The organism is Amycolatopsis sp. La24 (genome assembly GCF_029087445.1).
Taxonomy (GTDB): Bacteria; Actinomycetota; Actinomycetes; order Mycobacteriales; family Pseudonocardiaceae; genus Amycolatopsis; species Amycolatopsis nivea.
In genome coordinates, this window is sequence record NZ_JARACH010000022.1 from 1 (window position 1) to 13,283 (window position 13,283).

Here is a 13,283-nt window from a genome sequence, read left to right on the forward strand (position 1 = left end):
CATGCAACCAACGCCACATTGGGTGCGTCGCATGCAACCAACGCCACATTGGGTGCGTCGCATGCAACCAACGCCACATTGGGTGCGTCGCATGCAACCAACGCCACATTGGGTGCGTTCAGCGCAACCAATGCCACATTGGGGTGGTCAGTGGAAGACCGTGCCGCCCAAGACGATGTGGGTCGGGTGGTGCAGGGCGGCCAGGTCGGTGCGCGGGTCGTCGGCGTAAACGATCAGGTCCGCCGGGGCGCCGTGTTCGATGCCGGGGTGGCCCAGCCATTCGCGCGCCTCCCAGGAAGCGCTCGCGAGAGCCTGCGTACGCGACATGCCCGCGCGGTGGAGCGCTTCGACCTCGTCGGCGATACGGCCGTGCGCGACCATGCCGCCCGCGTCCGTTCCCGCGAAGACGCGTACGCCCGCTTCGACCGCTGAGGACACCATCTCGCCGACACCGGCGTGCAGTGCGCGCATGTGGGCCGCGTACGTCGGGTACTTGCCTGCCTTGTCCGCGATGCCCGGGAAGTTCTCGATGTTGATGAGCGTGGGCACCAACGCGACGTCGCGGCGCGCGAGTTCGGCGAGCTGATCCGGCGACAACGCGGTGCCGTGCTCGAGACAGTCGATGCCCGCGCCGATCAAGCCTGGCAGCGCTGCTTCGCCGAAGACGTGTGCCGTGACGCGTGCGCCGAGGTCGTGGGCGATGCCGATGGCTTCAGCCAGCACGTCGTCCGGCCAGAGCGGCGCGAGGTCGCCTTGGCCGCGGTCGATCCAGTCGCCTACGAGCTTGACCCAGCCGTCGCCGTCGCGGGCCTGTTCGGCGACTGCTTCCGGCAGCAGGGCCGGGTCGTCCAGTTCGATCGCGAAGCCGGGGATGTACCGCTTCGGCAGCGCCAGGTGGCGTCCGCAGCGGATGATCGTGGGCAGGTCGGCGCGCGATTGCAGCGGACGGACGTCGAGCGGCAGGCCGCAGTCGCGGATCAGCAGAGTGCCCGCGTCGCGGTCGGTCGCGGCCTGGTCCGCCGCCTCCTCCACCGACAGTCCGCCGCTCGGGCCGAGGCCAGGGTGGCAGTGCGCGTCGACGAGCCCGGGGACCACGAATCCGCCGGTGGACAGCGTTTCCGCGCCGGGAACCGGCTCGAAGGACAGCTTTCCGTCCTGGATCCAGAGGTCACGCGGTTCGCCGTCGGGCAGGACGGTGCCGTGCAGGTGCAGCGGGCTCAATTGTTCTTCGGGTCCTTCGGCAGCTTGAACTTGGACGGGTCGAAGCCGGGCACGTCGTTCATGCCGCCGAGCTGCGACAGGTCCGGCATCCCGCCGGGCATCCCGCCGCCGGGGGGCAGCATCGGCATGCCGCCGGGCATCCCGCCGCGCATCCTCGGCTGCGTGGGGCCCTTCTTGCCCTTCTTCCCCTTCTTGCCCTTGCGGTTCTTGCTCCCGCCGCCTCCGCCGCCGAAGCCGAACCGGCCCGCCATCTGCGCCATCATCTTGCGCGCCTCGAAGAAGCGGTTGACCAGGTCGTTGACCTCGCGGACGGTCACGCCGGAGCCGTTCGCGATGCGCAGCCTGCGCGAGCCGTTGATGATCTTCGGGTCGGCGCGCTCGGCGGGCGTCATGCCGCGGATGATCGCCTGGAGCCGGTCGAGCTGCTTGTCGTCGACCGCGGCGAGCTGGTCTTTCATCTGGCCCGCGCCGGGCAGCATGCCGAGCAGGTTGCCGATCGGGCCCATCTTGCGCACCGCGAGCATCTGCTCGAGGAAGTCCTCCAGCGTGAGCTGCCCGCTGGTGAGCTTCTGCGCGGCCTGTTCGGCCTGCTCCTGGTCGAAGTGCTGTTCGGCCTGCTCGATCAGGGTCAGCACGTCGCCCATGCCCAGGATGCGCGAGGCCATCCGGTCCGGGTGGAACGTGTCGAAGTCTTCGAGCTTCTCGCCGTTGGACGCGAAGAGGATCGGCTGGCCGGTGACCTCGCGGACCGACAGCGCGGCACCACCGCGAGCGTCGCCGTCGAGCTTCGTGAGCACCACGCCGGTGAAGCCGACGCCGTCGCGGAACGCCTCGGCCGTGGTGACCGCGTCCTGACCGATCATCGCGTCGACCACGAACAGGACTTCGTCCGGCTGCACGGCCTCGCGGATATCCGCGGCCTGCTTCATCAGCTCTTCGTCGACACCGAGGCGACCCGCGGTGTCGACCACGACGATGTCGTGCTGCGCGTGCTTGGCCTCTTCGATCGCGCGGCGGGCGACGTCGACCGGGTCGCCGACGCCGTTGCCCGGCTCCGGCGCGAACGTGACGACACCGGCGCGCTCGCCGACGACCTGCAGCTGGGTGACCGCGTTCGGCCGCTGGAGGTCACAGGCGACCAGCATTGGCGCGTGGCCCTGCTTCTTCAGCCACATCGCCAGCTTGCCGGCCAGCGTCGTCTTGCCAGCACCCTGGAGACCCGCGAGCATGATCACCGACGGCGGGTTCTTCGCCAGGTTCAGCCGCCGCGTCTCGCCGCCGAGGATGCCGACGAGCTCCTCGTTGACGATCTTCACGACCTGCTGCGCCGGGTTCAGCGCCTGGGAGACCTCGGCGCCCTTCGCGCGGTCCTTGATCTTCGCGATGAACGCCTTGACCACCGGGAGCGCGACGTCCGCTTCCAGCAGCGCGATGCGGATCTCGCGCGCGGTGGCGTCGATGTCGGCGTCGGACAGCCGGCCCTTGCGCGAGAGCGACTGCAGGGCCGAGGTGAGCCGATCGGAGAGGGTGTCGAACACGGGGGTGCACGCTCCAGCTGGGTCGAAAGTTCGCGTGCCGGGCGGTGCTCGGCACCCCCGGCATCTTCCGAGGGTAGCCGCCCCGGCCACCCGGCCTTCACGGGTACGGGAAGGGTACTACGCGTAAGCGTAGTAATTGACCACACGACAACAGCTCAACCACGCGAAAACCGCTCGACCGGCGTCGGGAATTAAGTAAACATAGGCGTATGACATCAGCTACTGCCCGGCGTCCGACGCTCGCCGAACCGGCAGGGGACGAGGACGACCAGGTCCCGTTCCGCCGCATCGCGGGCCTCTTCCGGCCGCACCGGCGGGCGCTGGCCGGGCTGTGCGCGCTGCTGGTCGTGCAGGCCGGGCTGGGCGTCACCTCGCCGTTCCTGCTGCGCGAGATGCTGGACGACGCGCTGCCGCACCGCGACACCCTGCTGGTCAGCCTGCTGGCGGCCGGGATGATCGCCGCCGCGCTCGGGTCGGGCGCGCTGAGCGTGCGGACCACCGGGCTGTCCAACACCATCGGCCAGCGGGTGATGAACGAGCTGCGGGTCGCGGTGTACAGCCATCTGCAGCGGATGTCCCTGGGCTTCTACACCCGGACCAAGACCGGCGAGGTGCTGTCGCGGGTGTTCAACGACATCGGCGGCGTGGACAACGTCGTCACCGGGACCGCCGCGTCGATCGTGCAGAACGGCACGACAGCGCTGGCGATCGCGGTGGCAATCCTGGTGATGGACTGGCAGCTGGCGCTGTTGTCGCTGGTCGTCGTGCCGTTGTTCCTGCTGTTCACCCTGCGCCTTGGCGGCAAGCAGCGGAAGCTCGCCCGCGGCCGGACCCGGCGGATGGCGCGGCTGACCACGATCGTCGAGGAATCGCTGTCGGTCACCGGCGTGCTGCTGGCCAAGACGATGGGCAACGCGGAGCTGATGCGCGACCGGTTCGCCGAGGAATCGCGCGAGGTCGCGGCGCTGGAACGCAGCGCCGCGCTGGCCGGGCGGTGGCAGCGGGCGGCGCGGTCGATGAGCCTGACGATCATCCCGGCGCTGGTCTACTGGGCGGCCGGACTGGAACTCGCCGGGGGCGCGGCGCCGATTTCGCTGGGCACGGTCGTCGCGTTCACCAGCATGTTGAACCGGCTGCTCGCGCCTGCGACGGCGATGCAGACGGTGGGACAGAACGTCTCGTCGGCGAAGGCGTTGTTCGGGCGGATCTTCGAGGTGCTCGATCTGCCGGTGGAGATCGACGACCGGCCGGGTGCGCGGACGCTGCATCCGAGCGGCGGGGCGGTCTCGATGCGCGGAGTCTCGTTCCGCTACGACGACGAGGGGCCGTGGACGTTGCGCGATATCGACCTCGACGTGCCGGCGGGGACGACGACGGCGTTGGTCGGCTCGACGGGTTCGGGGAAGACGACGCTCGCCTACCTGGTCGCCCGGTTGTACGAGGTGACCGAGGGAAAGGTGTGCGTGGACGGGACGGATGTCCGGGATGTCACGCTCGCGTCGCTGGCCGCCGGGGTCGGGCTGGTGTCGCAGGAGACGTATCTGTTCCACGCGTCGGTGCGGGAGAACCTGCGGTTCGCGAAGCCGGACGCCACCGACGAGGAGCTGGAGAACGCCGCGAAGGCCGCGCACATCCACGACACGCTGGCCGCGCTGCCGGAGGGATACGACACCGTCGTCGGGGAACGCGGCTACCGGTTTTCCGGCGGGGAGAAGCAGCGGATGGCGATCGCGCGGATCCTGCTGCGCAATCCGCCGGTGCTGATCCTGGACGAGGCGACGAGCTCGCTAGACAACCGCACGGAACGCGCCGTGCAGGCGGAACTGGACCGGCTCGCCGCGGGCCGCACGACGATCGCGATCGCGCACCGGCTGTCCACTGTGGAGCACGCGGACCAGATCGCGGTGCTGGACGCGGGACGGATCGTCGAACGGGGGACGCACGCGGAGCTGCTCGCCTCCGGCGGCAGGTATGCCGCGCTGGTGCGGGGAGAAACCGCCTAATGTGGCCGCATGGAGACCGAACCCGACGCGCACCGGGCCGACGAGCTGGCGACGCTGGCCCGGACGGTGCGCGAGGGCGTCGGGCGGCTGAACTGGCGGATGCGCTCCGAGGCGGGCTCGCCCGCACCGGGACCGGCCGCGCTGGCGGTGCTGTCGCGGCTGTACCGCGGCGGCACGCACACGCCGGGCGAGCTGGCCGAGGCCGAGCGGATCCATCCGCAGTCGCTGACGCGGATCCTGGCCTCGCTGGCCGAACGCGAGTGGATCACGCGCACCCCGGATCCGGCGGACGGGCGGCGGTCGCTGATCGAGATCACCCCGGCCGGGCTGCGGGAACTGCGCACCTACTCGATCGCGCGGGAGAACTGGCTGGCCGCGGCCGTCGAACGGACGCTGAGCCCCACCGAACAGGAACTGCTCCGGCTCGCGGCCGGGCTGCTGACGCGGATCGCGGATTCCTGAGGCCCGGGAGTTCCGGGGCGGCCGCTCCCCACGGCCGTCCCCGGAACCGTGGCGGAAGAGCTCACCTCCCCAGGAGGCCTTCCGCCGCGGGCACGCGGAGCGGTTCCCCCTCGGCCGCCCGGCGTTGGGGAGAAGTCTGCCGTCCGGGGGCGGGCGCGCGGCAGCGTGAAGTCCCCCAATCCGGACTGAGTAGGACTACTCAAACGCGGGTGTCGGGTCCCGCGGAGTCGCTCGCGAACTCGAAGAGCGGTTCGGCGTCGGCGAGTTCCTCGGCGGAGCAGCTGACCGCGCACGCGGCGGCTTGCAGGACCTCGGTGAGGACCTCGACCTCGGACGGCGAGACCGTGGCGAGCGCGGGATTGCGGACGTCCATGCGCCCGGCGAGACCGGCCAGGGCGTGGGACAGCGCGTGCTGGCCCGCGACCAGCTGGGTGACCACCTCGGAGAGTTCGCCGAGCGTGGCGGCGGATCCGTCGCCGCGGAGCAGGGCGGAGAGCTCCTCGGCGCAGGTGCGAAGGTGCCCGGCCACGACTGTCGGGGGCAGCGAAAGCTCCGGCAGGTTCTCGTGCCCTCGCATCGCGTTCACCTCGCCCCTTGCCCGGACCTGCCATCCTGCCATCGGAACCGGGGTCGGCGCCGCCGACACCCCGGACGGGTGAGCCCGGATGGCGCAATGCGGCCGGGTCTGCCCTGGTCATTCGTCCGTGAAGGACTCCTTGAGGGAATCAGATTCCTTCAAGGAGTCCTTCACGGACGGTCAGGAGACGGCGGCTAGGACGGCGTCGGTGATCGCGGTGCGCCACGACGGGGTGACGTGGCCGGTGCGCGGCGAGAGGGCGAACGAGTCCACGACGGCGCCGCCCAGGGTCGCGGCTTTCGCCCAGTGGACGTCGGCCTCCGCGCGGCGCAGGGCGCTCGCCACGCGGAACAGCAGGCCGATCCGGTCGGCGGCGCGCAGTTCCAGCACGACAGCGTCGGGACCGCTCGTTTCGTCGTCGAACCAGCGCACCACCGGCTTGACCACGACCGGCGACGCGGTCGCGTAGTCGCGTTCCTTCGCGGCCAGCCGCTGGGTGAGCGGCATCGTCCCGGCGACCGCGCGGGCGAACTGTTCCCGCAGCAGCGCGGGATCCGGCAGCGACCCGAACTTCGGCGACGCGGTGAACACGCCCGCCCGGCCGTAATGCTCGCGCAGGACCGCCGAGTGGACCTCCAGGGAGTTCAGCGCCAGCACCCCGGCCGCGGGAGCGAGCAGTTCGCGGTCTGCGGGGACGGCGAGGAGCACCGTGACGACCTTGCCGTGTGCGGAGATCCGGATTTGGCCGACGCCGGTCCGGGTGGCTTCGGCGACCAGCTCGCGTTGGTCGTCGTCCAAGGGCTCCGGCGGCGTGAAACCCTTGCCGTGCACGGCTTCCTCGCAGCCGCTGACCAGCTCGGCGAGCAGGCGGTCCTTCCAGTCGGTCCAGACGCCGGGTCCGGTGGCCAGCGAATCGGCGCGGGTGAGGGCGTGCAGGAGTTCCAGCAGGACGACGTCGCGGTCCAGGGTTTTCACCACGCGCGAGATGGTCGCGGGGTCGCCGATGTCGCGTCTGGTCGCGGTGTGCGGCAGCAGCAGGTGGTGGCGGACCATCGCGGAGACCGTCGCGACGTCCGCGGGCGGCAGGCCCAGGCGTTGCGCTACCGAGGCGGAGATCTTCGCGCCCAGCTCGGAGTGGTCGGCGTCGCGGCCCTTGCCGATGTCGTGCAGCAGTGCGCCGATCAGCAGCAGGTCCGGCCGCGACACGGTGGTGGTCAGTTTCGCTGCTTCGACGCACGCCTGGACGAGGTGCCGGTCGACGGTCCATTGGTGCACTGGCGACCGCGGCGGCAGGTCGCGCACGGCGCCCCACTCCGGGAACAGCCGGGCCCACAGGCCGGTGCGGTCGAGGGCTTCGACCGCGTCGACCAGTCCCTCCCCCGCGCCCAGCAGCTCGACGAGGGCGTTGCGGGCGTCGTCCGGCCACGGTTCACGCAGTTCCGGGGCGGACTCCGCGAGGGTACGCAAAGTGCCTGGTGAGATGGGTTTTCCGGTCCGAGCCGAGGCCGCTGCGGCACGGAGCAGAAGCGCGGGGTCCCGGGCGGGGAGTGCGTCTCGGGCCAGCGCGACCTCGTCGCCGTGCAGTACGACGCCCTCCGCCAGCGGGCGGCGAACCGGGCGTCGGCCGAAGAGTGGACGTGGTTGCTCCACAGTGGACCGAAGAGCGACATCGACGGCGTACGCGATGGTTCGGCCCGCGCCGGAAAGCTTGCGCGCCAAGGCGAATCGGTCGCCCAGCTCCAGTTCGTGCGCTACGACGTCGGCATCGGCCGCGCTGAGAATGTCTCGTTCGCGACGTGCTTCGCGGCGGAGTTCGGTGCGGACGTCGAGCAGGAGTTGCTTGGCTGCCAACAGTTCTTCGCCCGGTCGCGCGGTGAGCTGTCCGGCCGCGAGGGCTTCCAGCACGCCGAAGTCGCGAAGACCGCCGCGGCCGTGTTTCAAGTCCGGCTCGGCGGATTGGGCGATCTCGCCGCTGCGCCGCCATCGTCCGTGGACGGATTCAGCCAGCTCCGGCAAGCGTTTGCGGGCGATGCGCCGCCACTGGTCGCGGGCGGCGGACGCGAGGCGTTCGGTGAGGCCCGGGTCGCCGGCGAGATGCCGGGCGTCGAGCAGACCGAGCGCGGTACGCAGGTCCTCCGCGGCGACTTTCAGCGCCTCGCCGGGCGTGCGGACCGAATGGTCGAGGCCGACCCGCGCGTCCCACAACGGGTACCACAGCGCATCGGCGATCTCCCCGACCTGGTTGTTTCCGTTGTGCAGCAACACCAAATCGAGATCGGAGTACGGCACCAGCTCGCGCCGTCCCAACCCCCCAACGGCGACCAGCGCGACACCTGGGTCCGCGGTGTCGACGCCGGCCGCCGTCGCTCCTTTCCCGAGCCAGAACTCGTAGAGATCGACCAGGGAGTTCCGCAGCGCGGGAGCTCCGTGCCGTCCTTCGAGCAGCAGCGCAGTGGCTCGGGCGAGTTCGCCCCCGTCGGTCATCGGCTACAGCGCGTCCGTGCCGCGTTCGCCGGTGCGGACCCGGATGACCGTCTCCACCGGCGTCACCCAGACCTTCCCGTCGCCGATCTTCCCGGTGTGCGCGGCGGTGGTGACCGCGTCGAGGACCTTCTCGACCACGACGTCGTCCACCACGACCTCGATCTTCAGCTTGGCCACGAAATCCACCGAGTACTCGGCCCCCCGGTAGACCTCGGTGTGGCCCTTCTGCCTGCCGTAGCCCTGGACCTCGCTCACCGTCATCCCGAGCACGCCCAGCTGCTCCAGCGAAGAGCGGACGTCGTCGAGCGTGAACGGCTTGACGATCGCGGTGATGAGCTTCATGCCTTGGTCTCCTCGAGTTTCGTGACGGGCTTGGCCGGGAACGTCGCCGAGTGGCCGAGGCCGCCCATGCCGGTGAAGTCGTAGGCGCTCTCCGCGTGCTGGCCCTCGTCGATGCCGCTGACCTCGTGTTCGGTGCTGACGCGGAACCCGCCCGCCTTCTTGATCGCGAAGCCGATGATCAAGGTCATGATGAACGAGTAGCCCAGCACCGCAAGCGCGGCGACCACCTGGATGCCCAGCTGCTTGAAGCCGCCGCCGTAGAACAGCCCGTCCGCGCCCGCCGGGTTCACGCTCTTGGTGGCGAAGAACCCGATCAGCACGGTGCCGACGAGACCGCCGACGAGGTGCACGCCGACGACGTCGAGGGAGTCGTCGAAGCCGAAGCGGAACTTCAGCGAGATGGCCAGCGCGCACAGCACCCCGGCGATCACGCCGATCGCGATCGAGCCGAGCGGGCTCACGAAACCGCAGGCGGGGGTGATCGCGACCAGGCCGGCGACCGCACCGGACGCCGCGCCGAGCGTGGTCGGCTTGCCGAACTTCAGCTGTTCCACGACGAGCCAGCCGAGCACCGCGGCCGCGGTCGCGACGGTGGTGTTGGTGAACGCGACGCCCGCGAGGTCGTTGGCGCCGAGCGCGGAACCGGCGTTGAAGCCGTACCAGCCGAACCACAGCAGCGACGCGCCGAGCAGGACGAACGGGACGTTGTGCGGACGGCCGGTGTCCTTCGGCCAGCCCTTGCGCTTGCCGAGCACCAGCGCGAGGGCGAGACCCGCGGCGCCCGCGTTGATGTGCACCGCCGTGCCGCCCGCGAAGTCGAGCGCCTTGAGCTGGTTGGCGATCCAGCCGCCCACCGAATCCTTGCCGGTGAATCCGTCGAACGAGAACACCCAGTGCGCGACCGGGAAGTACACGACAATGACCCAGATCGTCACGAAAAGCGTCCAGCCCCAGAACTTCGCGCGATCCGCGATGGCTCCGGAAATGAGCGCCGGGGTGATGATCGCGAACATCAGCTGGAACATGCAGAACGCGAGCAGCGGCAACGCGTCCGGGCCGGGCCACGGGACGGCGGGCGGGCCCGCGCTGGCGAGGCCGACGAGCTTGCCGAACGCGTCCGTCAGGCCGGCGTAGTCGAAGTTCCCGACCAGGCCGCCGAAAGCGTCGTCGCCGAAGGACAGCGAGAACCCGAAGAGCACCCACAGCACCCCGACTATCGCGAGTGCGATGAAGTTCATCATCAACATGTTCAAAACGCTCTTCGCGCGGACCATGCCGCCGTAAAAGAACGCGAGGCCTGGGGTCATGAGCATGACCAGCGCGGCGCTGATCAGCACCCAGGCGGTGTCTCCGGCGTTCAGCACAATCGTCCTCCCGTGCCGTGGGCAACTGCAGAGGAAGTGTTGGCCGCGGGTGTTTCACCAGGCTTCGGTTCACGTTTCCCTCGCGTGAACTCCGGCACGTGGGTTGTTACGGGGACGTTTCCGGGGAGCCGGGGTGAAATGTCCGGTCAGGCAACCTCATGGTCGAATAGCGCCATGTCTTTGCCTGATCGGGTGATCGAAGCACTGCGCTGTTCGGTGTGCGCGGAGCCGGTCTCGCTGACCGGCCGGACGCTGCGCTGCGAACGGCGGCATTCGTTCGATCTGGCCCGGCAGGGTTACGTCAACCTTCTCCACGCGCGCATCCCGGCGGGAACGGCCGACACCGCGCCGATGGTGGACGCGCGGGCGGCGTTTTTGTCTTCCGAGGCGTACGCACCGCTCGCCGAGGCGGTCGCTGAGGTTGGTTCTGCTCCCGGATTGATCATCGACGCCGGAGCCGGGCCGGGTTATTACCTCTCGCGAGCACTGGACGCCGCGCCGGACGCGGTCGGGCTCGCACTGGACGTGTCGGCGATCGCACTACGACGGGCCGCGCGGGCGCATCCGCGGCTGGGTGCGGCGGTGTGGAACCTGTGGGAGCCGTGGCCAGTGGGCGACGGGGTGGCTTCGGTGGTTCTGGACGTGTTCTCGCCGCGGAACGCCACGGAGTTCCACCGGGTGCTCGCGCCGGGCGGGAAGCTGGTGGTGGCGTCGCCGTTGCCGGGGCATCTCGCGGAGCTGGGCGACCTGGTGCTCGCGGTGGACGCGCGGAAGGAAGAACGGCTTGAGGCCGCGCTGGGCGGGTTGTTCGAGCGGGAGTCCGGGGTTGAGGTGGTCCGGACGCAGGAGTTCAGCGCGGCGCAGGTGCGGGATGTGGTGGCGATGGGGCCCGCAGGCTTCCATCTGGACCGGGACGGACGGCGGGAGCGCCTCGAAGCGGCGGCGGGTCGGGACGTGACGCTGGCGGTTTCGGTGAGCACGTGGCGGAAGAGGGACGACGGGCCGTGAGCCGGGTGCGAGTGGCCGGGTTGAGCGACGTCGAGGCGATCTGCCGTTTCGGCGAGATGCACATCCCACCGCACTACGCCCCGCTCATCGGCGAAGCGGCAGCCCAGCGCCAAGTCCGCCGGTGGTGGAACGAAGCGCATATCGGCGCCGCCGTGACCGACGGGCGCGTGGTCGTCGCCGAAACTGAGGGGCGCATCGTCGGCGTCGGACAGCGCGGACCCGACCACGTCGTCTACAAGCTCTACCTGGATCCGGAACACCGCGGCCACGGATTGGGCCCACAACTGCTCGACGCCCTCGCCAGCCACCTGCCAGAAGGCGTCGACCGGCTGCGCATCGAGCACTTCGCCGCCAACGAGCGGGCCGCGGCGTTCTACGAACGGGAAGGATTCGCCGTCGAGCGGATCGAGCCGGACCCCGCTGGCGATCCGGCGCTCGCCGTGGTCTGGCGCGCCCGCCCGATCACTCTCCGGGAGGAATGGCCGCCACCGCCGCCGCTGGGTTAGCGTGGCCGTCGATGAGCGAACGTACCTGGGGCTTCCGCACCCGCGCCCTGCACGCCGGCGGCACTCCCGACCCCACCACCGGGGCCCGTGCGGTGCCGATTTACCAGACGACCAGCTTCGTGTTCGAGGACGCGGCCGACGCGGCCAATCTGTTCGCGCTGCAGAAGTACGGGAACGTCTACAGCCGGATCGGCAACCCGACCGTCGCGGCGTTCGAGGAGCGCATCGCGAGTCTCGAAGGGGCCATCGGCGGGGTCGCGACGGCCAGCGGGCAGGCGGCGGAGTTCCTCACCTTCTCGGCGCTCGCGGAGGCCGGCGACCACATCGTGTCGGCCGCCGGGCTGTACGGCGGGACGGTCACGCAGCTCACCGGGACGCTCGCGCGGTTCGGCGTCGAGACGACGTTCGTGCACGGTGGCACCGAGGACTACGCCAAAGCGGTGACCGACCGCACGAAGCTCATCTACACCGAGGTGATCGGCAATCCGAGCGGCGCGATCGCGGACCTCGCCGGGCTGGCCGATCTCGCGCATTCGCACGGCATCCCGCTCGTGGTCGACGCGACGCTCGCCACTCCGTACCTCTGCCGCCCGATCGAGCACGGCGCGGACATCGTCCTGCACTCGGCCACGAAGTTCCTCGGCGGGCACGGCACGACGCTCGGCGGGGTCGTCGTCGAGGCCGGGACTTTCAACTGGGGCAACGGAAAGTTCCCCCGGATGACCGAGACCGTCGACAGTTACGGCGGGCTCAAGTACTGGGAGAACTTCGGCGAGTACGCGTTCTGCACGCGGCTGCGCGCGGAGCAACTGCGCGACATCGGCGCGGTGCTGTCGCCGCATTCCGCGTTTTTGCTGCTGCAGGGCGTGGAAACGCTGCCGCAGCGGATGGACGCGCATGTGGTCAACGCGCAGGCGATCGCGGAGTACCTGAACGCGGACCCGCGGGTCGCGTGGGTGTCTTACGCGGGGTTGCCCGATCACCCGGATCACGAGCGGGCGGCGCGGTATCTGCCGCAGGGGCCGGGCGCGGTGTTTTCGTTCGGGGTCAAGGGCGGACGCGCGGCGGGCGAGAAGTTCGTGGAGTCGGTGGAACTGTTGTCGCACTTGGCGAACGTCGGCGACGCGCGCACGTTGGTCATCCACCCGGCCTCGACGACGCACGCGCAGCTGTCCGAGGACCAGCTCGCCGCGGCGGGCGTCGGCGCGGACCTGATCCGGCTGTCGGTCGGGCTGGAGGACGTCGAGGATCTGTTGTGGGACCTCGACCAGGCTCTCGACAAGGCGGTGAACGCGTGAGCTACGACGTCGGGGCGGTCGAACGACGGCGTCTTCTCGGGCGCACGAAATCGGTGACGGTCGTGGGCGCGTCGGCGAATCCGGCGCGGCCGAGCTACTTCGTGGCGACGTATCTGCTGTCTTCGACGCGGTACGAGGTCAACTTCGTGAACCCGCGGCTCGACACGTTGCTCGGGCGGCCGGTGTATCCGTCACTGGCGGACGTGCCGGGCGAACTGGATCTGGTGAGCGTGTTCCGCAAGCACGACGACCTCCCCGGGGTCGCCGAGGAGGTCATCGAGGCCGGCGCGCGGACGTTGTGGCTCCAGCTCGGCCTGTGGCACGAACCGGTGGCGGACCGCGCCCGCGAAGCCGGGCTGGACGTGGTGATGAACCGCTGCGTGAAGATCGAGCACGCGCGGTTCGCGGGCGGGCTGCATCTCGCGGGGTTCAACACCGGGGTGATCAGCTCGCGGCGGCAAACCGCGCCCTGAACCGGCT

General features: G+C 70.2%; 12 protein-coding genes. 6 read left to right on the forward strand and 6 right to left on the reverse strand.

Features of this window, described 5'->3' with window-relative positions:
• Positions 1-147 precede the first annotated feature (147 nt).
• Complete coding sequence (locus PUT80_RS21445; protein WP_106961147.1) at positions 148-1,221, reverse strand: amidohydrolase family protein; 1,074 nt, start codon at positions 1,219-1,221, stop codon at positions 148-150.
• Positions 1,218-2,759 carry a signal recognition particle protein gene (gene ffh, locus PUT80_RS21450; protein WP_037810264.1) on the reverse strand — a complete coding sequence of 514 codons (1,542 nt, stop codon included), beginning with the start codon at positions 2,757-2,759 and terminating at the stop codon, positions 1,218-1,220. The genes PUT80_RS21445 and ffh overlap by 4 nt, the downstream gene beginning before the upstream one ends.
• Positions 2,760-2,968: 209 nt before the next feature.
• Here ffh and PUT80_RS21455 point away from each other — a divergent pair, with 209 nt between their 5' ends.
• Both PUT80_RS21455 and PUT80_RS21460 read left to right on the forward strand, forming a co-directional pair.
• Positions 2,969-4,762, forward strand: coding sequence for an ABC transporter ATP-binding protein (locus tag PUT80_RS21455; RefSeq protein WP_275293240.1), 1,794 nt, complete (start codon positions 2,969-2,971; stop codon positions 4,760-4,762).
• Between the two features lie 9 nt (positions 4,763-4,771).
• The gene (locus PUT80_RS21460) at positions 4,772-5,224 is read left to right on the forward strand and encodes a MarR family transcriptional regulator (protein WP_275293241.1); all 453 of its coding nucleotides are present in this window, start codon (positions 4,772-4,774) and stop codon (positions 5,222-5,224) included.
• A 199-nt stretch (positions 5,225-5,423) separates the two neighbouring features.
• Here PUT80_RS21460 and PUT80_RS21465 read toward each other — a convergent pair whose 3' ends face one another.
• From PUT80_RS21465 to PUT80_RS21480, 4 genes are all read right to left on the reverse strand, one after another.
• The gene (locus PUT80_RS21465) at positions 5,424-5,801 is read right to left on the reverse strand and encodes a hypothetical protein (RefSeq protein WP_037810443.1); all 378 of its coding nucleotides are present in this window, start codon (positions 5,799-5,801) and stop codon (positions 5,424-5,426) included.
• A gap of 180 nt (positions 5,802-5,981) precedes the next feature.
• The gene (locus tag PUT80_RS21470) at positions 5,982-8,285 is read right to left on the reverse strand and encodes a [protein-PII] uridylyltransferase (RefSeq protein ID WP_275293242.1); all 2,304 of its coding nucleotides are present in this window, start codon (positions 8,283-8,285) and stop codon (positions 5,982-5,984) included.
• 3 nt (positions 8,286-8,288) lie between these two features.
• Positions 8,289-8,627 carry a P-II family nitrogen regulator gene (locus tag PUT80_RS21475; protein ID WP_043827775.1) on the reverse strand — a complete coding sequence of 113 codons (339 nt, stop codon included), beginning with the start codon at positions 8,625-8,627 and terminating at the stop codon, positions 8,289-8,291.
• On the reverse strand, positions 8,624-9,991 hold the full coding sequence (locus tag PUT80_RS21480; protein WP_238607822.1) for an ammonium transporter: 1,368 nt from the start codon (positions 9,989-9,991) through the stop codon (positions 8,624-8,626). The genes PUT80_RS21475 and PUT80_RS21480 overlap by 4 nt, the downstream gene beginning before the upstream one ends.
• 174 nt (positions 9,992-10,165) lie before the next feature.
• Between PUT80_RS21480 and PUT80_RS21485 the strand changes: the two genes are divergently transcribed.
• Genes PUT80_RS21485 through PUT80_RS21500 form a run of 4 tightly spaced genes read left to right on the forward strand, consistent with a single transcriptional unit; the run spans position 10,166 to position 13,276 of the window.
• Complete coding sequence (locus PUT80_RS21485) at positions 10,166-10,999, forward strand: putative RNA methyltransferase (protein WP_275293243.1); 834 nt, start codon at positions 10,166-10,168, stop codon at positions 10,997-10,999.
• Positions 10,996-11,505 carry a GNAT family N-acetyltransferase gene (locus tag PUT80_RS21490; protein ID WP_275293244.1) on the forward strand — a complete coding sequence of 170 codons (510 nt, stop codon included), beginning with the start codon at positions 10,996-10,998 and terminating at the stop codon, positions 11,503-11,505. The genes PUT80_RS21485 and PUT80_RS21490 overlap by 4 nt, the downstream gene beginning before the upstream one ends.
• Positions 11,506-11,516: 11 nt before the next feature.
• Positions 11,517-12,803, forward strand: coding sequence for an O-acetylhomoserine aminocarboxypropyltransferase/cysteine synthase family protein (locus PUT80_RS21495; RefSeq protein WP_275293245.1), 1,287 nt, complete (start codon positions 11,517-11,519; stop codon positions 12,801-12,803).
• A complete protein-coding gene (locus PUT80_RS21500) occupies positions 12,800-13,276 on the forward strand; it encodes a CoA-binding protein (RefSeq protein ID WP_037810257.1) in 477 nt (158 codons plus the stop codon). The genes PUT80_RS21495 and PUT80_RS21500 overlap by 4 nt, the downstream gene beginning before the upstream one ends.
• The last annotated feature ends 7 nt before the right edge of the window (positions 13,277-13,283 follow it).

What these genes read in the sequence shown, in the direction of transcription:
- PUT80_RS21455 (WP_275293240.1), top strand. Translation starts at nt 2,969, where the DNA reads ATGACATCAGCTACTGCCCGGCGTCCGACGCTCGCCGAACCGGCAGGG.
- PUT80_RS21460 (WP_275293241.1), top strand. Translation starts at nt 4,772, where the DNA reads ATGGAGACCGAACCCGACGCGCACCGGGCCGACGAGCTGGCGACGCTG.
- PUT80_RS21465 (WP_037810443.1), bottom strand. Translation starts at nt 5,801, where the DNA reads ATGCGAGGGCACGAGAACCTGCCGGAGCTTTCGCTGCCCCCGACAGTC.
- PUT80_RS21470 (WP_275293242.1), bottom strand. Translation starts at nt 8,285, where the DNA reads ATGACCGACGGGGGCGAACTCGCCCGAGCCACTGCGCTGCTGCTCGAA.
- PUT80_RS21475 (WP_043827775.1), bottom strand. Translation starts at nt 8,627, where the DNA reads ATGAAGCTCATCACCGCGATCGTCAAGCCGTTCACGCTCGACGACGTC.
- PUT80_RS21485 (WP_275293243.1), top strand. Translation starts at nt 10,166, where the DNA reads ATGTCTTTGCCTGATCGGGTGATCGAAGCACTGCGCTGTTCGGTGTGC.
- PUT80_RS21495 (WP_275293245.1), top strand. Translation starts at nt 11,517, where the DNA reads ATGAGCGAACGTACCTGGGGCTTCCGCACCCGCGCCCTGCACGCCGGC.